This window comes from Polymorphobacter sp. PAMC 29334 (assembly GCF_019431245.1).
Taxonomy (GTDB): Bacteria; Pseudomonadota; Alphaproteobacteria; order Sphingomonadales; family Sphingomonadaceae; genus Polymorphobacter_B; species Polymorphobacter_B megasporae.
Window position 1 is genome coordinate 294,417 of record NZ_CP080242.1, and the last position, 22,717, is coordinate 317,133.

17 protein-coding genes and 2 pseudogenes are annotated in these 22,717 nt (G+C 61.4%); 6 read left to right on the plus strand and 13 right to left on the minus strand.

The annotated features are described in order from the left end of the window. Positions 1-9: 9 nt before the first annotated feature. Positions 10-1,995 (plus strand): annotated as a pseudogene (locus tag KZX46_RS01450) (Tn3 family transposase); the annotation flags it as partial. Between the two features lie 88 nt (positions 1,996-2,083). Here the strand turns inward: KZX46_RS01450 and KZX46_RS01455 are convergent. Further along, positions 2,084-2,386 carry a hypothetical protein gene (locus KZX46_RS01455; RefSeq protein ID WP_219774141.1) on the minus strand — a complete coding sequence of 101 codons (303 nt, stop codon included), beginning with the start codon at positions 2,384-2,386 and terminating at the stop codon, positions 2,084-2,086. Positions 2,387-2,499: 113 nt separating this feature from the next. Here KZX46_RS01455 and KZX46_RS01460 point away from each other — a divergent pair, with 113 nt between their 5' ends. After that, complete coding sequence (locus KZX46_RS01460) at positions 2,500-3,288, plus strand: IS110 family transposase (RefSeq protein WP_226895883.1); 789 nt, start codon at positions 2,500-2,502, stop codon at positions 3,286-3,288. Positions 3,289-3,618: 330 nt separating this feature from the next. On the opposite strand, the gene KZX46_RS01465 is transcribed toward KZX46_RS01460, so the two are convergent. From KZX46_RS01465 to KZX46_RS01475, 3 genes are all read right to left on the minus strand, one after another. Continuing rightward, positions 3,619-4,134 (minus strand): NUDIX hydrolase, encoded by a 516-nt coding sequence (locus tag KZX46_RS01465; protein WP_226895884.1) that lies wholly within the window; start codon positions 4,132-4,134, stop codon positions 3,619-3,621. 473 nt (positions 4,135-4,607) lie between these two features. After that, a complete protein-coding gene (locus tag KZX46_RS01470; protein ID WP_216711624.1) occupies positions 4,608-5,087 on the minus strand; it encodes a CHRD domain-containing protein in 480 nt (159 codons plus the stop codon). 247 nt (positions 5,088-5,334) lie between these two features. Beyond that, entirely contained in the window at positions 5,335-7,320 is a 1,986-nt protein-coding gene (locus tag KZX46_RS01475) for a M1 family metallopeptidase (RefSeq protein WP_219774220.1), read from the minus strand. A 325-nt stretch (positions 7,321-7,645) separates the two neighbouring features. Here KZX46_RS01475 and KZX46_RS01480 point away from each other — a divergent pair, with 325 nt between their 5' ends. Further along, positions 7,646-8,275, plus strand: coding sequence for a hypothetical protein (locus KZX46_RS01480; RefSeq protein ID WP_216711623.1), 630 nt, complete (start codon positions 7,646-7,648; stop codon positions 8,273-8,275). Between the two features lie 219 nt (positions 8,276-8,494). Next, positions 8,495-9,658, plus strand: coding sequence for a hypothetical protein (locus KZX46_RS01485; protein WP_216711622.1), 1,164 nt, complete (start codon positions 8,495-8,497; stop codon positions 9,656-9,658). 242 nt (positions 9,659-9,900) lie between these two features. On the opposite strand, the gene KZX46_RS01490 is transcribed toward KZX46_RS01485, so the two are convergent. The 5 genes and pseudogenes from KZX46_RS01490 to KZX46_RS23135 all read right to left on the minus strand — a co-directional run bounded on the left by KZX46_RS01490 (position 9,901) and on the right by KZX46_RS23135 (position 14,646). Beyond that, a complete protein-coding gene (locus KZX46_RS01490) occupies positions 9,901-11,205 on the minus strand; it encodes an Nramp family divalent metal transporter (RefSeq protein WP_219774142.1) in 1,305 nt (434 codons plus the stop codon). 319 nt (positions 11,206-11,524) lie between these two features. Further along, on the minus strand, positions 11,525-12,175 hold the full coding sequence (locus KZX46_RS01495; protein ID WP_370647441.1) for a mechanosensitive ion channel domain-containing protein: 651 nt from the start codon (positions 12,173-12,175) through the stop codon (positions 11,525-11,527). Positions 12,176-12,372: 197 nt separating this feature from the next. Then, positions 12,373-13,197: pseudogene (locus KZX46_RS01500) on the minus strand (IS5 family transposase). Positions 13,198-13,270: 73 nt separating this feature from the next. Further along, positions 13,271-14,227 carry a transposase gene (locus KZX46_RS01505; RefSeq protein ID WP_255614717.1) on the minus strand — a complete coding sequence of 319 codons (957 nt, stop codon included), beginning with the start codon at positions 14,225-14,227 and terminating at the stop codon, positions 13,271-13,273. Then, on the minus strand, positions 14,176-14,646 hold the full coding sequence (locus KZX46_RS23135) for a transposase (RefSeq protein WP_370647422.1): 471 nt from the start codon (positions 14,644-14,646) through the stop codon (positions 14,176-14,178). The genes KZX46_RS01505 and KZX46_RS23135 overlap by 52 nt, the downstream gene beginning before the upstream one ends. Positions 14,647-14,744: 98 nt before the next feature. Between KZX46_RS23135 and KZX46_RS01510 the strand changes: the two genes are divergently transcribed. Next, complete coding sequence (locus KZX46_RS01510; RefSeq protein WP_219773769.1) at positions 14,745-15,029, plus strand: hypothetical protein; 285 nt, start codon at positions 14,745-14,747, stop codon at positions 15,027-15,029. 740 nt (positions 15,030-15,769) lie between these two features. Here the strand turns inward: KZX46_RS01510 and KZX46_RS01515 are convergent. Both KZX46_RS01515 and KZX46_RS01520 read right to left on the minus strand, forming a co-directional pair. Further along, positions 15,770-17,140: a DUF2254 domain-containing protein gene (locus KZX46_RS01515; RefSeq protein WP_219774144.1), complete on the minus strand. Its 1,371-nt coding sequence runs from the start codon at positions 17,138-17,140 to the stop codon at positions 15,770-15,772. A gap of 9 nt (positions 17,141-17,149) precedes the next feature. Beyond that, on the minus strand, positions 17,150-18,178 hold the full coding sequence (locus KZX46_RS01520) for a hypothetical protein (RefSeq protein ID WP_219774145.1): 1,029 nt from the start codon (positions 18,176-18,178) through the stop codon (positions 17,150-17,152). A gap of 290 nt (positions 18,179-18,468) precedes the next feature. On the opposite strand from KZX46_RS01520, the gene KZX46_RS01525 reads away from it, so the two are divergent. Further along, positions 18,469-19,743 (plus strand): mechanosensitive ion channel family protein, encoded by a 1,275-nt coding sequence (locus KZX46_RS01525; RefSeq protein ID WP_226895886.1) that lies wholly within the window; start codon positions 18,469-18,471, stop codon positions 19,741-19,743. Here KZX46_RS01525 and KZX46_RS01530 read toward each other — a convergent pair. Both KZX46_RS01530 and KZX46_RS01535 read right to left on the minus strand, forming a co-directional pair. Beyond that, the gene (locus tag KZX46_RS01530) at positions 19,740-21,452 is read right to left on the minus strand and encodes an SLC13 family permease (RefSeq protein ID WP_216710894.1); all 1,713 of its coding nucleotides are present in this window, start codon (positions 21,450-21,452) and stop codon (positions 19,740-19,742) included. The genes KZX46_RS01525 and KZX46_RS01530 overlap by 4 nt on opposite strands. After that, positions 21,449-22,714 (minus strand): sodium:proton antiporter, encoded by a 1,266-nt coding sequence (locus tag KZX46_RS01535; protein WP_226895887.1) that lies wholly within the window; start codon positions 22,712-22,714, stop codon positions 21,449-21,451. Before KZX46_RS01535 ends, KZX46_RS01530 begins: the two co-directional genes overlap by 4 nt. Positions 22,715-22,717 lie beyond the last annotated feature (3 nt).

Consider the following 22,717-nt stretch of genomic DNA (forward strand, 5'->3'; position numbering starts at 1 on the left):
CGCCTGCACCGCATGCGCCTGTTCGATCGCACCGTCGCCGCGCTCGAGAAGTCGCAGGACAGCGGCATCGACGGGTTCGCTGCGGTCGATGCCGCGGTTGGCTGGGACAAGTTGCTGCGCGCGCGCAGCGAGGCGCGGATCATCGCTGATCTTGCCGAGGAGAACCCGCTGATCCGTGCTGCCGATCGGTGGAAGACGCTGCGCAAGTTTGCGCCGCTTCTCCTGGAGGCAATCGACTTCAAGGTGGGCCGGGGCAGCTCCTCGACCATCGCCGCCGTCAATGCTTTGCGCGAATTGAACCGGTCCGGCCGACGCGATGTGCCGGCGGACGCGCCGATGCCGTTCCGCAAGGAATGGCGCGCACTGGTGAAAGAGGGTGGCGACAAGCCCGACAGGCACCTTTGGGAAACCGCCGTCCTTGCGCATCTTCGCAACAAGTGGCGCTCGGGCGACGTATGGATCGAGCGGTCGGCGAATTACCGGCGCTTCGACAGTTACTTGCTTCCGCCGGCTCAGGTCGCGCCGATTGCAGCCGGTCTGAAGCTGCCGGCGACCGCTGACGAATGGCTAGCCGACCGGGGCCGCGAACTCGACCGGCGGCTGAAGCGATTTGCGCACCGGCTCGGGCGCGGCGAGGTCGAAGGCGTGTCCTTTGAGAATGGAAAGCTTTCCATCTCGCCGGTGCGCGCTGATGAGTCCGTCGCCGCCAAGCAATTGGCGGCACGGATCGACGGTATGATGCCGCGGGTGCGTATCACCGAGCTTCTCCACGAAGTCGCACGCTCGACCGGCTTTGCGCAGGCCTTCACCAACGTCCGGACCCGCGAACCGCACGACAATGAAAACGCGCTGCTGGCCGCGATCCTGGCTGACGGCTCCAACCTCGGTCTCGCCCGCATGGCCGAGGCCAGCCAGGGCGTCACCGCCGATCAGCTGATCTGGACGAAGTCGGCGTACATCGCCCCCGACAACTACAAGGCCGCCCTGGCGCGCATCATCGACGCTCATCATGGGCTGCCGATTGCAGCCGTCTGGGGCCAAGGCACGACCTCGTCATCCGATGGTCAGTTCTTCCGCTCGGGCAAGCGCGGCAGCGGCGCCGGCGATTTCAACGCAAAGTACGGGGTCGATCCTGGGTTCTCATTTTACACCCATGTCTCCGACCAGCACGGGCCGTATCATGCCACGGTCATTTCGGCGGCCACGCACGAAGCGCCATTTGTGCTCGATGGTCTCCTCCATCACGGCACCGGTCTCGAGATCGACATGCACTTCACCGATACCGGCGGCGCCACCGATCACGTCTTCGCGCTCTGCCAAATGCTCGGCTTTCGGTTCTGCCCGCGTCTGCGCGATTTTGGCGACCGCCGCATGGCGAGCATCGAGGCGCCAGGACAATATCCCTTGCTGAAACCGCTGATGGGCAACCGGATAAAGGTCGACGTCATCCGCGCGCACTGGGACGAAATCGTCCGCCTGGTTGCGTCGTTGAAAACCGGCACCGTCTTGCCCTCGGCAATGCTGCGCAAGCTTGCCGCCTACGAACGCCAGAACCAGCTCGACCTCGCGTTGCGCGAGATCGGCCGTGTTGAACGCACGCTGTTCATGCTCGACTGGTTGGAAAGCCCGTCGCTGCGGCGGCGCTGCCAGGCGGGCCTCAACAAGTCCGAACAGCGCCACTTTCTGACGCAGGCGATCTGCACGTTCAAGCAGGGCCGTATCGCCGACCGGACCCACGAGGCCCAGCAGTTCCGTGCCTCCGGCCTCAACCTGATCATCGCTGCCATCGTCTACTGGAACTCGACCTATATCGCCGATGCCGTCGCCCACCTCCGAGCGAGCGGCGAAATCGTGCCCGACGAGCTTCTGGCGCACACATCGCCTGTCGGGTGGGGCCACATCGCATTCTCGGGCGACTTCCTCTGGGACCGCGCCGCTGCGATGGCACCCGGGCGCCGACCGCTCAACCTTGGCCGAACGAGCCTTGCGGCATGAAACTCGGGAATGTTCGTGATACGTTCACGTCTAGCGCAATTGAGAGAACATCCGTTGCGATGACCTCTAGACGGTCGGGGAGGGGTGGTCAGCCGCAATCACTGTCGTGCTGAGCCGAGGCGAACCGAGCCTCGCCCACAGTCACTTTGTTCTGTTCTAGATAGCGCAGCCCGAAGAAGACTGCAGCACTCATAGCGATTAGGAAAGCTGCGAGAAAAATGTTCCAGATCAGATGATTAGGCTCGTGCAATTCTCGCCAGAGCGGGATTGCGAGGAATGCGCTTACCCAAAAAACCGCGTACCGTTTAGACATCGCGCCCACCAGTGTTCTGCTGCCGATCCTCATCATAGCGAGACAGTCTATGTCCGCCAGGGGGTCGGGAGCTGCCATCGGATCCGTGATCCGTTGAACGGCAGCTATTTGCATTTCATGCCGGAAAGCGGACAGGCAGCAAATGATGCGGTGGACGGCTCTCCTACCCGACCTGCGATATAATCTGCGGGTTGAGCCAGAAGGAGAGCGATGATGCGGCCGATGCCGAAGCGATCTGCGAGGCGGTGACAAGGCCGACGATGCGCTTCGTCGCAGTGAAGACGCCCGAGCAGCAGAGCGTGATGATGCTCCATCGGGTGCGACTGATGCTGAGCCGCCAGCGGACGCAGGTGTCGAACGCGATGCGAGCGCACCTGTCGGAGTTCGGCATCGTTGCCGCCATCGGACGCGGCGGGATCGAGCAGCTCCTGGCGGTGCTCGCGGACCCGAACGATGCGCGCGTCCCGCCCGACGCGCGGCTGTGCCTCGAAATGCTGGCGGCACAGCTGGCGGTGGTGAAGGCGCAGATCCTCGACAACGACCGCCGCATCCGGGAGAGCGCGCGGGAGACCGAGGTCGGTCGGCGGCTGATGGAGATCCCCGGCGTCGGCCCGGTGATCGCCAGCGCGTTCGTCGCCGCGGTCGCTGAGCCGGCGGTGTTCAAGAGCGGACGCAACCTCGCGGCGTGGATCGGGCTCGTCCCGAAGCAGAACTCGAGCGGCGGCAAGGAGCGGCTCGGCGGGATCACAAAGGCAGGCAACAGCTACCTCCGCCAGATGCTCGTTGTCGGCTCGATGGCCGTGATCCGCACCGCCGAGCGACATGGCACCCGGCGACCGTGGGTGCTGCAGCTGCTGGCGCGACGTTCGAAGATGGTCGCCGCCGTCGCGCTGGCCAACAAGATGGCGCGGATGATCTGGGCGCTGATGACGAACGGCGAGCGCTACCGCGATCCCGTCGTCGCGACAGCCGCGGCATGAGCATGAGGACACAGAAATAGGCGCACGCACCGACGCGCCGACGAGGTTGGAAAGGGCGGACACGAGTTAATGCACCAAGCCGGTCGATACCGCCGGATCAGGAAAACCCAGTGGGGCCGTGGCACTTAGAGTGCGAGCTACCGATCGGGACCTGAGACGCGCGAATGGCATTATGGCCAGCGGCACATGATAAGGCCGCACTACAGGTCGAACACATGGCCGCACCGACCAACGAACGTGCAGAAGCTCAAGAAAGCCCTTGCCAACGGAGAGCCGTCCACACACGGCCCCAAAGCTGCCGGACCGCTGACGGTTCCCGTACAATACCTCTCACGCAGGGAGCGGGTGGCGGAAAGCAGCGATGATCAATTTAAGTTCAGGTTCTTCGACCGCGTTGGCGGCGTCGTTCAGGCCAAACCATTCCGTTACGCGCTCATGCTGCTCAGGCCAATGCTTGGCGCGCCCGAGCACGGCGAGAGGAAATACATCCACCCGCGCCGCCCGAGTTGTGCCGTCGTTGATCACCTTGGCATAGCCGTAGCTGCCGATCGCCTCCGCCTTGACGACGCCAGAGATGCCCGCTTCCTCGAAGGCTTCGCGCGCCGCGGCCAAATGTGGTAACAATCCGCGGATTGGATTGCCCTTCGGAATAATCCAACGCTTGGTAGTACGTGATGTAATTAACAGCACCTCGAGCAAACCGCTCGGACCGTCACGGAATGGTAGCGCGGCAACCTGCTTGATGGCGATAGTCCTCCGTAAATCTACCAATGCGTTATACGCCGAAAGTGCTACCTTGTGAAATCCTGGAGTTGAGCCTTCTTCCACTGGATATACTGCGTTCACCGGTAGCGTCCTCAGGCCGCGCTCGAAACTCATGCAATGACGCTGCGGTTATCGAGAGGGCCGCCAATGTTTGGCCCCGAGCACAGAACGTCCACCTGTTCGCGATTTTCTCCATCGCTTCGGTCATCTGCTGGCGCAGCGGCTTCCCTGATTCCGACATATCCGACTGGGCCCTACCTTCTTGAGTTTGCTCGCCGGATGTCGACGCGTCATTCAATACCGATCCGATCGAAAACCGATCCACTGAAGATCGACTATGCGCCGATAGGTTCGCCGTAAATCGTGATCCGATGCATTAGCCGACGATCACCCTGATAGTCGTTCACCGCATAGTTCCATGTCGAGAGGTTATCCCACACCGCGATCGCGCCTGAAGCCTGGCGCACCAATTTTATAAGGCCAGGTGCTCAACGAAGCTGTCAGCCCCCCGACCCGAATAACCGTGCTATCCGGGCCGTTCACTCGTCTGAGCATTAGCGGCTTAACTGTCCTCGCATCGCTCCCTTCGGGAAGGCGGCCGTATGGACGTTGACGTAATAATCCGAGGGAGTGGCGATAATTGCACTCATTACGTCCGCGGCAACGGGTGTGCAGCCCTTCGCGCGGCCGTTTGCGGGAGCGGTTAGCGAGACGACTACAGGACCAGGCGTGCCGATCGCGCCCTTGTGGATGTGAGCCATCGTGGGCGTGTCAGTTCCGCTAGCGGTCAGCGTGTAGCAGACATGACCCTTCTCGCTATCGAAGGCCAACTTGGCCAAGCCGGTTCCCTTCTCGGCACCCGGACCCGGCGCTTCGGCCGCGCCTATCAGCTTGGTCGACATTTTTGTGGTGGTGGCGACGGCTGGCACCGCGAGGACAACGGCCATCAAACTCGGCAGAAGATATCGCATGGGGTACTCCTTGTTGCCTGCAACAAACACCTCGGTGATCGAGCGGTCAAGCGCGATCGCCATTGTTTGGCTATAGACGTCGAAGCGTATCCCCCTACGTTCCACTAAGTATCCCTTCGAAATGATACCGAAACCGCTATTACAATGATCTGAATTCTCGATTGGGAACCATTTTTCGTGAAGAACGATCGGAAATTACACGCCCTTGCATAGAGTTTGCTCGGCTGTAATCAGGCGTCGAAGCGGGATCCTAATCCTTAATAGCCTATTGTGAGTCTTCGATGCAATTAAGTGGATCTTCTCCGTTCTCTCAAGGCACGAAGCTGTTGTTGCTTCGATCACGGTCCGGCAAAAGATGGTCGGGGTCGAGCATGACCAATGTTATGCGGCCGGCAGGTGCCGCGATGACGGGCTTAATCCGCATCCATGTTTCGACGGGCAGCTTAATCCGCGTGGCGTGTCCGTCAGCATATTTAACCTCCAGCACCGCCGGCATGACCAGCTTGTCGCGGCTCTCCAGCGTGATGCTGGCCCCCTTGGCTGGGTCGCCATCGGTATAGGCGATGTTCGTCACCGCCAGATCGAGCTGCCAGTTGTTGAAGAACCAGCCGCGCCAGAACCAGCTAAGGTCTTCGCCAGATTCGCTCGACATTTCGCGGAAGAAGTCGGACGGGCTGGGATGTTTGAACGCCCAGTCGGCGGTATATTTGCGGAAGGCAGGATCGAACCGGTCGGGGCCAAGGACGACATCGCGCAACAGGCGCAGCCCCAGCGCGGTCTTGAAATAGCTCACCGAATGGCGGTATTTTTCGCCCATGACGTCGGGATAGCTCATGATCGGCGGCGCATCCCGGTCGGCGAGCAGCGGCAGAATCTCGTCCACCGGATTGCCGCCGTCCGGCGCATATTCGCTGTCGCGCTTGGGGCCGAACACACCGCTCTTGAACTCGTCGCTTTCGAACGTGTCGATGAAGGTGTTGAAGCCTTCGTCCATCCAGGCGTCGCGGCGTTCGTTCGAGCCAACGACCATGGGGTACCAGCTGTGGCCGATCTCGTGTGCCGTGATCCAGAACAGCTCCTTGCCCTTGTCGGGGATGCCGTCGAACGCCATTCCCGGATATTCCATGCCCGTCGACCCGCCGGCGATGCTCCACGCGGTCGGGTAGGGATAGGCGAACCAATGCTGCGAGAAGCGCTCGACCGAATCCTTCAGATATTCCGTCGACCGTCCCCAGCCGGCGTCACCGGCACTCTCAATCGGATAGACGCTTTCCGCCAGCGCGGTCTTGCCGCCGGGCAGGTTCATCCGCGCCGCATCCCACACGAATGCGCGCGAGGCGGAGAAGGCCACATCGCGGGTATTGGCGAAGTGATAGCGCCACGTCTTCTCGGTTTTCGCCGCCGGACGCGCACTGTCGCGCGCCACTTCATCGGGCGTGCGGATCATCACCGTCGCGTCGCTGGCAGCCGCCTCGGCGAGGCGTGCGCGCTGAAGCGGTGTCAGGACTTCCGCCGCATTGATCAGCACGCCGCCGCCGGCGACGATCATGTCGGCGGGTACGGTGACCGCGTAATCCACATCGCCATATTCGCAGTAGAACTCGGACCCGAGGTAGGGGAGCGTGTCCCAGCCGCGCAGATCGTCATAGACGGCCATGCGCGGGAACCACTGAGCGATATCGAAGATCGTCCCGTTCGGCGTGTCGAGCCACGAGTTGCGCCCGCCCCATATGCCCGGGATGGCATAATGGTAGGCGATCCGGAACTTAAGCTTCGTCCCGCCGCCCTTTATCGGCTGATCGAGCCGGAGGTTCATGCGCGTATCGGAGACAACAAAAGGAATATTCAACCAGGCCTTGCCGCGCAGCACTTCCACTGACGCGATTTCATAGCCGTCGCTATGCTCGCCCCCGCCGCCGCCCTTACGCCGGCCGCCTATCGTCGCCGCGCGCGAGTCCGGACGATAGATATTCTGGTCTAGCTGCATCCACAGGCTTGGCAGGACGTCGGGACTGTTGTTGGTGTAATCGATCGTTTCGGAGGCTGTCAGCGTTCTGGCTGCAGCGTCGATCCGTGCGGTGATCGCGTAGTCAACCCGGTTCTGCCAGTACCCTGGCCCGGGTGCGCCGTTGGACGAGCGATAGACGTTCACCCCGTGCGGCAGCGGCTGCGCGGCGAAGGCAACCTTGGGGTCGAAGTCGGCAGCCCGCATCGGAGCCGAGCACAGAACCGCAGCAGCGCAGGCGCAACGTAGAATCGCCCGCGACAAATGATGTCTCACCGACCCTCCAGGCATTTGAACTTGCGCATAATGACCGTTCAGCAGCACTTTGAAAGCGGTCAAATGCCCGCAAATCCGGATATCGATCAAGTACTCAGCACGATGCCGGCTTTGCGTGTTCGGCGCTAAGGTTTGCCGGTCCGTATTCCACAAGGCAGTGTGGAGTAGCGAGTAATTAACACCGACAATAGCGATCGCCTAGACCAAATTTCGTTGCCTGCATCGAACATGCATGGGGAGCGGAAGTCGGAGGGATAACGACGTGCCAGGAACGACGGAGATTAGCTCCTCGGCCAGCATTTAAAGTGACACGTCGGTGGGCGCCGGTTAATGTAAATTGGTGGCTACGAATGACATCGAAGCAGGGCAATCGCGAAGCCAGTCCGATGCGCTGCGAGGCCGCGCCAGCGGCGTGGTTGTCGGTTCGGTGATTGCCTTCGGCTGGGCCGTCTACGCTGCATCGAGCCTAGCCTCCACCTCCCGATATCTTCTCATCGCCGTTGCGGCGACCTTGAGTTCCTCGCTTTTTATTGCTGGCGCAGCGATGATGCGTCTCGCGCGATTGTTACCGTCGGCGACAGCGGGTCAGGTTTTGGCAAGACGACGCATTTGGCGAATGTTCTGGCTTAATCTGGTCGCCGAAATCATCTTGCTCAATGTTGCTGTTTCCCTTCTAGCGTCGCCAGATCGGCGGGCGTTTTGGATACCGGCGATCTCCGTTGTAGTTGGGCTGCATTTCTGGCCGATGGCCGTCTTCTTTCGGGTGCGAAGTTACTGGTTTGTTGGCGGTGCGATGATCGCGATCGCAGCCGTCGTCTCCTTCGTCGTTATCAACCATCCTGATAGCACCTCCGCTGCGGTGCACGGAGAGGGTTTGGGTAATGCTCTGGTCTTGTGGATCGCGCTAGCGACAGGTGCAGCATTTGCACTGCGGCAGCGGCGTGAGCATTCTGCAATTGACGGTGAATAGGCGTCGAAGCGGTCCCCCCCTGTTTCGCTGTGTAACCCTTTGATGTAGCGCTGCACCTCTATCAACGCGGTATTCCGATCGGCGTCAATCGGGACACCCTCCTCAGGAGGACGAGCGCTTGGCTACAATTACTTGCCCCGCATTCGGTGGGGTCCCGCTTCGTCACCTATCGATGGTCGACCCTATTTTTCGATACGAGAATCGCGAAAGAGACGATCGTTGAATCGTCAGGCTGCAGGTCGAATTTCGGACGCGAGTTGGCGGCTTCGCCTATCGGCGATGACGACGCCGCTCGCATCGATCTTCGGCAGCGGGTTCCTCGTCATCGTCTCAGTCCTGGGCGGCAGCGTGGGCGCGTGGTCTGTACCGGCAATGGCGGGAATATGTGCGCTCGCATATGCTGTCGGCGCGGTCGTCCGCCACAATATCCGGCGTGCCGAGCCGGTGCTTGCAGCCGAGGACACGCCACGACTTGTGGCGATCCTGTCGACCGTCGCTCAGCTGGCGTTGATCCCCGCCTATATGATTTCTGTCACGCTCTACATCCGTATCCTTGCTTCATATGGGCTGGGTTTTTTCAAACACGATGGCATGGTCGCAGAGCAGCTTTTGACAACCGGGGTGATCGGCGCCGTGCTCGCGATCGGGGTCACAAAAGGCTTGAAGGCGCTGGAGGCGGGCGGGAAGTGGGCGCTGGCGCTGACGGTCGCGATTATGGTCCTGCTTCTTGCTGCTTTTGGTTTTCACGACGTAAGATTGCTCTCGACAAGCGGCATCGTGCTCCCTGCGGCATCGAGCGCCGGGGCGTGGCAGATCGTGACCACACTCGCGGGCGCGCTCATCGTGGTTCAGGGTTTCGAGACAACCCGCTATCTTGGCGGACAGTTCGACGCTGACACGCGCGTCCGTGCGGCGCGCGATGCGCAGATCGTTTCGACTGTTGTCTATCTGTTGTTCGTGGCCAGCGCGACGCCGCTGCTGCACTATCTGCCACGCCACGTTGCCGACAATTCACTGATGCAGCTCGCAGGAATCGTCGCGGTCTGGCTGACCTATCCCCTGGTAGCGATCGCAATCTTCAGCCAGCTCAGTGCCGCAATCGCCGATATCATCGGCGGGTCGGGTAGCCTGATCGAGGTTTCACGGAGCGCGTTGTCGACGCGTGCTACTTATTTCCTGATCTGCCTGTCGGCGATTGCATTATGCTGGGCGACGACGACGCTGACGATCCTCGCGCTCGCCTCGCGGGCTTTTGCATTTTATTATCTGATGCAGTGCCTTGTCGCGATCACGGTATCGGAAAAGCTGACGCACAAGCTTGTGTTCGGGGGGGTTGGGGTGACACTCGCGTTTATTACGGTCTTCGCGGTGCCTGTCGACTGAAATCGGCAAAGGCTTTTGGGGAGAGGTTTAGGGACAGATCATACAATTAAAGGCTCTAACGATTTGAACCAGGGATTATAGTGATGATGAGTGGTGTTGCCTCGAAGGGGTGGACCGACAGCCGCCGCTGCAGCTCGCGATCAGTCAAACGTCCGCTATGCCGCCGTAAATTCTCGAAAACAGTCAGGCGGCTAGGAGCCCCGAGCCAGACGCAAAACCTAAACTCACGTCCGGCGCCGCGCTCAGTGGTACACTAAATTCCAGAGCAACGCTGCGTTCAGGACGACGATCAGACCGGTTGCTACCCAAGCAGCACACGCCAGCCATCGCGGATTGGCAAAGCGGCCCATTACCTCGCGTCGATTGGTGAACGAGACGAGCGGTACCACTGCAAACGGCAGTTGCAGGCTGAGGATGACCTGGCTGAGGATCAGGAGTTCGGTTGCGCCGCGATCACCCTTCGCCGCGACGATGATCGCCGCCGGCACGACGGCAAGGAGCCGTGTTACCAGCCGGCGGAGCCAGACCGGAAGCCGAAGGTCGAGAAAGCCCTCCATCACGATCTGACCGGCGAGCGTTCCGGTGACAGTGGAGTTCTGACCCGAGGCGAGCAGCGCCACCGCGAACACCGTGCTCGCGACGCCGACGCCGAGCAACGGCGTCAGGAGATCAGAGGCCTGTGAAATATCGGCGATCTCGGTTCGGCCTGCGCGATGGAACGTCGCCGCCGCTAGCATCAGAATGGCGGCGTTGATGAAGAAGGCAAAAAATAAAGCGATGGTGCTGTCCAGGGTCGCGAGGCCGATCGCCTGCGCCTTGGCGTGATCATCGTCGGCGATGGTTCTGGTCTGAACGAGCGCCGAATGCAGGTAGAGATTATGCGGCATGACCGTCGCGCCAAGAATGCCGATCGCCAGATACAGCGCCTTGGGGTCGGTGATGATCTGCTGGGAAGGGACCAGTCCGACTGCAGCCTGCATCCAATTGGGCCCGGCGATCGCGAGTTCGAACGCGAAGCAGCCGGCGATCACCATGAGGAGGGCGATGATCACCGCCTCGAGCTTGCGGAAGCCGAAGCGCTGCAGCGCCAGGATCAGGAAAACGTCGAACGCGGTGACGATGACCCCCCACAGCAGCGGCAGGTGAAACAGCAGTTGCAGTGCGATGGCGGTGCCGAGCACCTCGGCGAGATCGCAGGCGACGATCGCGATCTCACACAAGATCCATAAGCCGATCGATACAGGTCGGGGGTAGAATGCGCGGCAGGCCTGAGCGAGATCGAGGCGAGCGGCGACGCCTAGCCGGACCGACAGTGCTTGCAACAGCATCGCCATAACGCTGGCAGCGAGCACGACCGAGAGGAGCATGTAGCCGAACGCCGAGCCGCCACCGATGTCGGTCGCCCAGTTCCCCGGGTCCATATAGCCGACGGCGATGAGGTAACCGGGTCCAATGAAGGCGAAGAACCGCCGCCACCACGGCGCGTTGCCAGGAACCGAAATGCTACCTTGTGCTAGCGCGGCGAACGCAGAATGTGGGGCTTGCATGGCGTCGGTCTACAGAAGGCGCTGATAGCGACAAGCGGTCGCCGGTGACGCGGCAGATCATAAGAGCATGCAAATATGCCGGCGTGACCCTTAATATTGAAACGGTTTGGGTGGGAAGCAATATGCCCGAATATGGGTCATCCACCGTACGAGGGTTTCGGTGTCCTTCTTCCGCAGTGCTGCAGTGGCGCAAACCCGGCCGCAATTAGGACGCCTTCGACGATCATTCCGAGCGCGCTAACGAACGCGGGCTTCGCGTAGTGCAGGTTCGGTGAATGAATATTTGGATCCACGCAGGGGCATCCGTCGCTGCATATCGCTAGGCGTTTACGTCAGCTGACCGCCGCACCTCGATCGGCGGAAAGCCGACGATGTCGTAGGTCGCCGAGGCGATGCCAATTCCGGCCTTGTCGAGCTCGGCGATGATAATTCGGCTCATCTCATCCTTTACGGTCCGAATACCGTGCAGGTGTACGGCGAAGCGCACCGTCAGCTCGAGCCAATTGTCGGTGATGCGAAAGAATACGCGCGGGGTGAGATCGACCGGCACGACGCCGAACCGCTCTTGCAGATTGCGCTTGGCATCTGCGGCGAGTGAGTCGGCATCCACCGCATGCTTTTGAGCGGCGGCGAGCATGATGTCCTCGACCTTCGCTCGGTCTGCGGCATAGGTAATCGGGATCACCATTTCCTCCCAGATGAATGGGAAGTCGCGGGTATAGTTGAACACTGGCTCAGCGAATATTTTGGCGTTGCTGACAGTGACAATGCGACCAGTAAACTGCCGACTGTGGACCCACATTGCCGGGGTTGCAGCTTGGACCGCCGGCGGTTGACCCATTTCCATGATTGTCGTCTGGATGAAGCCTAACCGAATGACGTCGCCACGCACCCCGCCCATCGAAATCCGGTCGCCGACCGTGAAGGTTCCGCCCCGCAGAATGACGAAATAACTCGCGATCGCGGTCACCGGCTGCTGGAGGGCAAAAGCCAGACCGGCCGACACGAGGCTGAGTGCCGTCGCCAGTCGCGTCGGGTCACTGAACCAGATCGACAGAAGGCCGAGCAAAAGGATGATCGTCGCGAGTAGGCTTACTGCCTGGCGCATCCAAAACTTGGACTGAACGGTAGCATGTTCTGTGCTTCTGAGAGTCCGTTTGAGAATGCTCACGGGTGCACGATCCGTCTTAGCATCAGGCTGCCGAGGGCGACGTGGACCATGGCTTCGGAGACATCGATCCGCTGTTCGTAATCCCGCACGAGGCGCTTCCATCGTGTCATTTAGCCAAAGGTGCGCTCGACGACCCATCGCCGCGGCAGCACTTTGAAGCCGGGCTCCTTGTCGGTGCGGCGGATGATCTCGAGGACGAAGTCCTGGTAGATGGCCGCGTCCATCAACTTGGTGCGGTCATAGGCGCCATCGGCGAACAGGTGCTTGAGCCAGGGCCACCGCTTGCGGATCGCGGCAACGATCGCCTGCGCGCCGGCGCTGTCGGAGATGTCCGCCGTCGTCAGGTTGATCATCAATAGCCGCCCGTCGGTGTCCACGGCGATGTGACGCTTGCGGCCGAGGACCTTCTTGCCGGCGTCGAACCCACGGCTTTGCGCTGCCGGAGCCTTGATCGACTGACTGTCGATCACTGCTGCACTCGGGCTTTGCTCACGACCCTCGCGTGCCCGGTCCAGCATCAGCGTGACGTCGTGGAGCGTGCGAAACAACAGCCGCCGCACAAGCCGCCGAAACCACCAATAGACCGTCTGCCATGGCGGAAAGTCGTTCGGCAGCATCCGCCAGCCCCCACCCGTCCGAGCAAGATAACGCAAGGCGTCAAGCACCGCGCGAAGATCCGTCGTCGGCTTACGCCCTCGTTTTGGCGCGGGTGGCAGAAACGGCTGGATAAACCGCCACTCCTCGTCCGTCAGATCGGTCGGGTAGCGCTTCGCTCGCTGCTCAAATCCAGCCATCCGGCCACGGCTCGCTCGGGTCCACATCCCAAGCTTGAATCACAACCGCGCCACCCCTTCAAGCCATTCTCAAACGGTCTCTTAGCTCGACTTTGTACGTTTATGTGGCGAAGCAGAGTGCCTCTGCCATACGCACAAGGCGCGATGCTGGGATATTGTGGATTTCCCGGTCGGACGGGGAGCGTTGATTAATGTCGCCGACCCACAGCGCCATGCGCACGGCGCCGATGGCATCGCTGAACGTGAGACTGGTTTTTTGATACCAGGCGGCAGCGTACGGGGTGGATTTGCTGTTGAGCAATTCGCCGGCCCATAGGGTGACGAGGCTGTAAAGGCCAAGGAGCGCCGGCGTCGTTCGAGCGATGGCGTTATCGGACCATTGTCGCTGTGTCTCGACGCCAAGGTGGGCGCGGGTTTCGGCAAAGGTGACCTCGATCTGCCAGCGGCGGACGAACAGGGCGATGATCTGTGCCGCATCGAAGCTCACGTCCGTGCTGAAGAAGGCTTGGGGTGCGCGCCGGTTATCGGGATCGCGCACCAGCACCCATCGCACTGGCAGTACCGGCGTCCCGGGACGATACCACAGCGCAGTGCCGGTGGTGATGTCGAGGGCTTTGCCTTCAGCCTGACCGTACCAGGCGGAGACAATGATCCTGCTCCACACTGTTGCCGGATCACTGAGCAGGGATTTGAGCTTGGGCAGCGCCTTTCCCTTTTGTGCTGGACGGCCTGGGGTATTGCCTGTCCGCGCGGGCGGCGGCGCGAACAGGCTGGCGTCGAGCCTCAGCCGGCTGATCAGGGTTGCCCGTCGGGTGATGGCGTGGGCTAGTTCGTGCACAGCAAAGCTGCTGTCCCCGACGAAGATGATGCGCCTGTCGGGCAGCCAGCGGCACAGTTGCAGCGCGCCCTGCCGGGCCCAATCGGTCAGCACCTTGTGACGTCGTCCGGCCTGCAGATCGGCGCGTTCGGATGGCGCCAACAAGGTCAAGACCGGCAGGGCTTTCATCAAGCGTGTCCACGGCACTGGGGTAAGCACCATGAAGCTGAGCCAGCGCAAGCCGCTCGCCTTGACGAAGTGGCCATGGCTAGAGCGCACTGGATCCCGGTAAATGCCCCGGGCGCTGATCTTGCGCCCCAGCGGCGTTCGATCGTATCGTCAAGTCCCACAACAATGGGCCCGTCGGGAACAAGATGCCCGATCACCATCGCGAGGATGTGTTTGGCAACGGCGCGCGGGCACCAGCGCGCGCGACTGAGGATCTGGTGGTAACTTGCGAAGTTGGCGGCTTCGGCGCGCCCGGTCATCCGCAGGCAGGAGGTAACGGTTCGCTTGCCGGTGGCCAGCAACGCCCCCATGGCCAATACCAGCAGGTGTTCCCAGCTCGGAGCGGTAAAGCATTGGCGTAGAGGGCCCAGCCAGTCGCGCAGGATTTGCGGAACGGGGTCGCCAATAGCGGGTCTGGGATGGTGCAGCATCCCCTGCTTCGAATCCCGCTGCAAACTGGTTGCAATGCAAGTGCGCTGCGGCGGATTGACTCGGGCAACGCTTGCACAGCACCGGCTATGACTGACCCATGGACAGGAACGACATCGCGGCCCGCATCGAGGCGTTTGACGCTGCCAGTGGCGGCGGCGTGGGTTGGTATCAGGACAAAGGTGCCTTCTGCCTCTATCTCCTGACAACCGAAGCCCCGATCGCCCGCTTGAAGCCGACCGGTAACGGCGACGACGTCCGGATCAACTACTGGTCACACCGGCGCAAATGGGAGGACATCGACGACATGGGCGGATGCGTTCTGCCCATCGATCAGGCCCTCGATCATATCGCTAACAATGGCCTGTTCTGGACCTGGACCTGACCAAAAATCGTACAAAGTCGAGCTTAGGGCCAAACCTATAAGCCAGCGAAGGAGCCAGCTTGTGAATAACACGATGACGATAAAAGCGATCGACAGGAGAAGCTTGCGGCCGTTGGCAGCATCGACTCCGACCCAGGTGATTCCAAGGAAGTGCATGCAGTATAAACCTGTTACGCCAATGGCGGGCTCTGGTTGCAGAAACCAGGTGCCCCGTTCGCCCAACGACGAACGGGGCACTCACCTAACCTTTTACGCCGGACATTTCGCAATATTAAATGGTACGGTTGTCAAATCTTATTAGTAGAAGTTTTCGACCCGTGGGGTCGGAGCTCGGCATGCGCGATGGTTGCCGTGCCGACATGCGCGTACCTGAGTCCGCCAAGATGCCATCGCATCCGCATATGCCATTTGCTGCCGAAGGTATCGGCGATCGTACCGGTTGACCGCTCTGTGATGAGCCCTCATCGCGGACATATAGGCTTGCCGATCGGCCTGGTACCGTGCGCCGCGATGCACACGATGCCGGTAAGCCCGGCGTGCGGATACATAATTTGATGCGCGATTGAGCTGACTGGTCGTTGGCGCTCTGTTTTCCGACGATGTGCTAGCCGGTGCGTTTTGGATCGATGGTGGTGGGTTCATCTCTGACTGAGCAACAGCTGGCACCGAAAGAGTAAATATGCTGGCAAAAGCCAGGAAGGCGCTCGCCGATTTTATAAATAAGCTCATGAAACGGTTTCCTAAAATGAGACATCGTTGGAGATGCCGGACATTATAATAACCGGCGCTCGCTCGACAGGTTCCGTCTGGAACTGCCGTCCGACCATGGTCGCGTCATCAAGCTGTGAATTTGCTTGGCGCGAAAGCAACTCGGTCAGATCTGCGGAACTGCCAATCGTCCGTTTTGCGTCGTCAACGACGAGGTCGGCATGCCGCCGAAGCGTTGCTAAACGCGTCGCGTCACGCTCGCAGCTGGCGACCGCAGCCAATACCTCGATCATTCGAATGAGGACAGCTGCGCTACCGGCAGCGTTTTGCCGGATCATATGGAACATCGCATCAGCAATGCCGTCGTACGATGAAGCGGATGTCCGCAGTGCCGGAGTGCCCTCGTGGTACGTGATGCCAGTCGGCAGAAACCGGGGGACGATGTCGAAGAGGGTCGCACCCATGCGGTCCAGCACGCTGATTGCGGTGTGCGGGTCGTTGATCCCGGGCGATAGCGCCCGCACCGCAATCTCAACAAGCTGCCGAATCGGATATTCAAGATCGGCGCGACTGACGCGCTGCGCGCCCAGCGCTGTCGCTCGCCGGATCGCTTCGCCGATGCCCTCGACCCCAGGCTCGACACGAGCGATCACCGCCCCCGGGAACACGAAGTCGCCCGGACGGACGAGCAACTCGATTCTGACCCCATTTGCTGCGGCCCACTCGGCGAGCGCATCGCGATCAAGCTTTTGCAGATAGCCACGGCGCGGATCGGTAACGGCAACTGCCGCTGTCCCAAGCTTAGACCATAAGACCGAATGAGGCGCATTTGCCAGCGTCGACGACGCGAGTGCCTCGTTGACGTCTTCGCTGACTAATTCGATGACGGTGTCGACGTTGATCCGGCCGGCCATATGACCGACGAAGAAGACAAGCGTTCCGACGCACAGGAAGGCAAGAAGGATGCCTACCGTCATGGACACGTGTGGGACGAAGACGCCTTCGCCCTGCGTTCGGACGGTGCGCAAAACCATCAGCGCGTAGGAAAATGTGCCGAGAAAGGCACCAAGCGTAAATTGGTTGCCGCGGTCGCTGACGAAGTTGCGAAGTAAGCGCGGTCCCATCTGCCCGGCTGCCAGCGAAAGCGCAGCGATGGTGATCGAGAACACCGTACCTGCGACACCGATCGTCGAGGAGGCGACCGCGCCGAGCAGCGTCCGCGCGCCGGTCCCGCCGCCATTGTAAAGCCACGGACTGTCGATCAGAGCCTGAGAAATCCGCCCGCTACGATCGAGCTCGACGAGACCGAGTGCCAGTGCGATGCCGGCGACGACCAGCATGGCCGGAACCAGCCAGAATGTTTCGGCGAGATTCCCCAAGAACTGTCTGATGCGGGCGTTCATACATCCCCTCTAGCCGCCAGCGGGCGCGCCGACGAGAGCGGCGACGATGCAGATCAGCCCCACCAGGGCAAAACCAGACTGGAGCAGCGCCGAACCGGCCCGGGTCCGGCGCGACACCCATACCGCGAGGCCGGCCTGGACCGCGTAGAACAGCGCGAAGGCGCGCGACGATAGTGCGATGACTTCGAATGGGTCGGTCAGCCAAACCACCGAGATCGTGAGCGCATTGGCCACGAGGAAAGCAGTCCGCACTCCCAATTTTCGGCGCGACACCTCGATGATGAGTCCGCCCGAGCCGATCGAGTCAGCGATCGCTGCACTGAGCTGGCTGAACACCGCGCCCACGAGCACGAACACACCCATGATTGGCGCGACGAGCGCCATGATATCGAGGATGCCGGCGACCCCTTCGGCATGGGTGGCCTGCTGTAGAAACGGCGTCAGCAAGCCAAGAAACGCGAGGTAGATCGCCGACGATAGCAATTGCGCGTAGCGCATGGTGCGAACTCGGGTCGCCTGATCGTAGCTCTCTCCGAGATAACGCGACGTCTCGAAGCCCTGGACCGTAATCAGAAGGCCGAGCAGCAGCGGAATCGAGGTGAGCGAGACTTTCGCCGGCGGCAAGTCGAGCGAGGCTGCGGCGTGGCTCGCCCACCATACGGCGAGTCCGGTCAGCAGTCCGGCGATAATGCCCAGCTTGACTGCAACGGTCGCATGCGCAGCATGCTCGATGCGTTTGAGCTCGCCGGAATAGGTCAGCAGGGTAAGGGCGACAATGATCAGGGATACGAGAACATTCGCGACGATAGCGTGATGGCTCACAGGGAACGGCACCGACTTGAGCACAAACTCAGCGAGCAACTTGAGATAATATGCGACGGACACCGAGTAGGCGATTGCCAGCAGGAATTGACCGACCCGCATCGCCCACGCGAACGGGTCATTGAGCGTCAAGGTTGCCGCGTGGTCTTCAACATGGACGATATTGAATCGTATGACGACCCCAACGGCATAGGCGAGCGCCAGAAGGGCCGCCATTGCGGGTAGAGCCGCCGCGCCGAATTCACGCGCGAGCAGGGGGCCGCAGATCAGGAAGCCACTGCCGATGATCGAAGCAAGCGGGGTCACCGTCGCTTTCCAGCCGGTCGAGCGCGCCAGGGGACCGATGCTGAGCAGAGCGGTCACCGCAAGTGCAGCGACGCAGGCGAGAATTACGATCAGCATCGACGGGCCGCCTTTCGGGCAAAACCCGTTAGATGGGTGGAGAACTTTAGCGTCGTGCCATTACGAGCTGGTTGTGCCAAGCCTCGACGCTCTCGGGAGAAGACGTGGATCTATTGCTGAAATTGCGCGCGCTCGGACTGCCCCTCCCCGCGGTGCCGGAATTCCGCGATATTGCGACTACGGTCACGGTGATCCTCGTCGCCGTGACGGTCGGGTGGCTCACTGGGCGTGCCGCGGCGCTGCCGCTGACTCGCCTCCTTCAGCGCGCCACCGGGCGCCCCGGCGGCGCGACGCTCGGCGACCGCATTCGCCGACTGCTGCGCAGCGGAATCGCCGGACTGCTGATGGTCGTTGGCAGCGCCGCAATTCCTGCGGGTGGATATGCAGCGCTGCTGCTCGCGGCAACGACTGGGCTGACGCTTGCCGTCTTCGCATATCGCGTCGCCCAAGCTGTCGGTTTGCGTTCTGGAGCGGCGATGACCGCCGGGGCGGTGGTCCTCGTGACCGGTGCGGCATCAATGCTCGGCGGACTGCATTCGCTAACGGTGAGCCTCGACGCTTTCGCGTTTAAAGTCGGCACGCATCGCCTGTCGCTGCTCGGCGTGATCAATTTTGGATTGGTGGCGGTTGTCCTTTTCGTGCTGGCGCGGTTCCTCAACCGCGTCCTTGGTCACACGATCGAGCGGATGAGCGGGTTCGATTCTTCCCAACGCGCATTGTTGCAGAAATTGGCAGGCATCGTCGTCGTCGTGGCGGCGATCCTGTTCGGCATCGATCTTCTCGGCATAGATCTGACCGCGCTTACCGTCTTCTCGGGCGCGTTCGGCTTAGCGGTCGGTTTCGGGCTGCAGAAAACCTTTGGCAACCTGATCGCCGGGGTCATTCTGCTGATGGATCGGTCGATCAAGCCAGGGGACGTCATCGTCGTCGGCAACACCTTCGGCAGCGTCAACAAGATCGGCGTGCGCGCGGTCTCGGTGGTCACCCGCGACGGTAAGGAACACCTCATTCCGAACGAGAAATTGATGACCGATCCGGTTGAGAATTGGTCGTACAGCAGTCCGAACATTCGCGTGCACATTCCAGTCGGCGTTGCCTACAACTGCGACCTCGCTCTGGCGCAGCGTCTCATGATCGAGGCGGCGACCGCGTCCGAGCGCGTTCTCGCCGAGCCGCGACCGACCGTCTGGCTGATGGCGTTCGGTGAAAGTTCGGTCGACCATGAAATCCTTGCGTGGATCAGGGACCCGGAGGCGGGCGTTGGCAATGTCCGCTCCGAAATTCTCAATCGCCTGTGGATTTCATTCCGCGAGCACGGCATCGAAATTCCGTTCGCGCAGCGTGACATCAATATTCGCAGCCTGCCGTCTCAGCCCTAGCCAAGCGTCAGCACCGCCCCAGTGATCAGGACCACCAGCATAACGAGCGGTGCGCCCATCCGGGCATAGTCGCTGAACCGGTAGCCGCCGGGGCCCATCACCAGCAAGTTGTTCTGATGGCCGATCGGCGTCAGGAAGTCCGCGGACGCTCCCACGAGAACGGCGAGAAGCGCGGCATCCGGGCTGACACCGAGCATCCCTGCGGCGTCGATCGCCAGCGGCCCCATGATGATCGCGGTGGCCACGTTGTTGAGAAAGATCGATAGCAAAATGGTGACGGCGCAGATCGCCATCAGCACCAGCGGTAGCGGTGCGCCTGTCAGCAATTGGGCAAGAAGCTTGGCCGCCGTTGCTGCGGCTCCGCTCGTCTCAAAGCTTTGGCCCACCGGGATCATCGCCGCGAGCAGCACGACCACGCTCCAGTCGATCGAGCGGTAGATTTCGTCTGCGGCGATCAGCCGGGTTGCCGCCAGTGTGACCGCAGCCCCGAGAAACGCCAACGCTGGCGAGACATGGCCTAAGACGATTGCGGCGATCGCGCAGATGAATATCGCTAGAATTGCCAGTGCGCGCCGCCGATCAATCGGCACGGGATCGAGTCGATCGATCTCCAGCAACCGTGCGCTGGTCGAAAACCGCGTCAAGGCATCCGGTTCGCCTCGCACGAAAAGCTGGTCGCCGGCTTCGATGCGAAGCGTCGCGAGCGGCACGCGCTGGCGAGCGGCCCGGGGACCGGCGGCGACCACGGCCAGTTCGTGGTTGCTCCGAATCCGAACAGCTTCATGACTTAGACCAATGAGGAATGAGCCATGGGCGACAGCCACGCGGGCGGTCACCCCGTTCGCTACTAACGCGGGATCGAGCGAACTTAGCAGGCCGGTCGCTTCGGCTAAGCTCCACTGATTACCCCGTGACAAAAGCAGTAGCGTATCGTCCGTGGCGAGATCGCCGGTCGCAGGTAAGCGGGCATCGTTCCGATAGGCTGCAAGCAACCGCACCGACATGCTCCGCAATCGCGCCAGAAGGGCATCGCGGGGCAATGCGGTTTTCGCGGTCAACTCAAAGACCCGCCATGGCACCCGAGCGAGGTCGCGGGCCGATTGACGAATCGGCAGCAGCCGCCAGCCGATTAGCCCTAGATAGATAAGGCCGGCCACGGCCACAGCGCCGCCGACCGGGGCCATCTGGAAAAAGCCGAAGGGTGCGCCCAACTCGGTTTCACGGACTGACGAAAGGATCAGGTTGGCCGGCGTGCCGATCAGCGTTGTCATGCCGCCGTGGATCGTCGCGAAGGCGAGAGGCATGAGCGTGGCTGCCGGCGCGCGCTTGCTTTGCCGCGCGATTTCGGTCGCGATCGGCATGGTGATGACCAGCGCCGCAATATTGTTCATGAAAGCGGACAACGCCGCACCGACCAGCAGCAGGGTAGAAAGCCGGACCGCGAAACCGGCGGTTGCGGGCACAATATTTCGCGCAACGGCAGCGGCGATGCCCGACAACTCGACCGCACGCCCGACAACGAGGACCGCAGCAACCGAGATGACCGCAGGGTCGGCGAATCCTGCCAGCGCCTTCTCCGGCGTCGTCAATCCGGCGAACAGGCAAGCGAACAGCGCCAATAAGGCAACGAGGTCGTGGCGAACCTTTTCTGAGACGAACATTGCAAGGGCAAACACGAGGATAAGCGTGCTGAGGATCGCGGGGCTCAATCGTCTGCACCGTCGGCGCGGCTGGATTTCCAGCGCAGCACTCGCTCGATACTGCCGCCCTGAACGATAACCGAAAACAGCACGATGATGTAGGTTGCCGCCAGCGCTGTGCTGCGTGCCGGGCCTTCGGGCAGGCTCAGCGCGAGGGCAACCGAGATGCCGCCGCGTAGACCACCCCAGATAAGCGTGGTCGGAGCAAGCGGGCCCAGATTTAGCCACGGCCGCAAAGCATTTAGCGGCACAAGGACCGATACCGCGCGTGCAATCATGACCAATGGGATCGCGGCGACGCCGGCCAACAAGAGGCGGGGATCGGCAGGAATGGCGACGACTTCGAGCCCGATCAGTAGGAAAAGAACCGCATTGAGGATCTCGTCGATGATCGACCAGAATTTAAGCAGATACTCGCTGGTCTTGTCGCTCATCGCCTTGTCGACGACATGGTTGCCGATCAGCAGTCCGGCAGTCGCCATCGCCACCGGGCCGCTGATGTGCAGCCAGCGGCCGAGCGTATAGCCGCCCATAACCACGGCAAGGCTGATCATGACCTCGACATTGTAATCATCGATTGAACGCATCGCGACGAATGCCAACCAGCCGAGGACAAGTCCCATCGCCAGTCCTCCGCCAGCCTCGCGCGCGAACAGCAGGACCGCCCGGCCGGGTTCGAACGCCTGCGAGCCGAGCGCTGTACCGAGAATGATCGAGAACAGGACGACCCCGACACCGTCGTTGTAAAGGCTCTCGCCCGCGACCGTCGCTTGCAATGTCGGTGGAACGCTTGTGCGTTTCAACACCGCCATCACCGCCACTGGGTCGGTCGGACTGATTAGCGCGCCGAAGACAAGGCACCAGACCAGTGGCACCGGCAACCCGATCGCTGCAGTGATGAGCAGAAAGCCGCCAGCGACGATCGCCGTCGACATGAGAACGCCGACGGTGCTCAGCGTGACGACCCCAAGACGGCCGCGCTTCATCGCGGTCCAGTCGACATGCAAAGCGCCCGCGAACAGCAGGAACGACAGCATTCCGTCCATCAAGGTCGCGTGGAAGTCGATCGCTCTTAAGAAACGCACGATATCGGCGTTGACGGTCACGTCCGGCAACAGCAGGTCGAGACCGATCACCCCCAGCGATGCCACAGCTCCCATAACCGTCAGGCCAACCGACGGGGGTAACCCGATAAAACGTTGGTTAATGTAGCCGAGCAGGGCAGCCAGCACGATCAGGATCGCGGCCGCGTCGAAGGGGGTGATCGACACGCC

Excerpts from the sequence above, each read along its gene's own strand:
- KZX46_RS01455 (WP_219774141.1), bottom strand. The coding sequence starts at position 2,386 with ATGGCAGCTCCCGACCCCCTGGCGGACATAGACTGTCTCGCTATGATG.
- KZX46_RS01470 (WP_216711624.1), bottom strand. The coding sequence starts at position 5,087 with ATGGCGATCGCGCTTGACCGCTCGATCACCGAGGTGTTTGTTGCAGGC.
- KZX46_RS01475 (WP_219774220.1), bottom strand. The coding sequence starts at position 7,320 with ATGCCTGGAGGGTCGGTGAGACATCATTTGTCGCGGGCGATTCTACGT.
- KZX46_RS01490 (WP_219774142.1), bottom strand. The coding sequence starts at position 11,205 with ATGCAAGCCCCACATTCTGCGTTCGCCGCGCTAGCACAAGGTAGCATT.
- KZX46_RS23135 (WP_370647422.1), bottom strand. The coding sequence starts at position 14,646 with ATGCTGCACCATCCCAGACCCGCTATTGGCGACCCCGTTCCGCAAATC.
- KZX46_RS01510 (WP_219773769.1), top strand. The coding sequence starts at position 14,745 with ATGGACAGGAACGACATCGCGGCCCGCATCGAGGCGTTTGACGCTGCC.
- KZX46_RS01515 (WP_219774144.1), bottom strand. The coding sequence starts at position 17,140 with ATGAACGCCCGCATCAGACAGTTCTTGGGGAATCTCGCCGAAACATTC.
- KZX46_RS01520 (WP_219774145.1), bottom strand. The coding sequence starts at position 18,178 with ATGGCGGCCCTTCTGGCGCTCGCCTATGCCGTTGGGGTCGTCATACGA.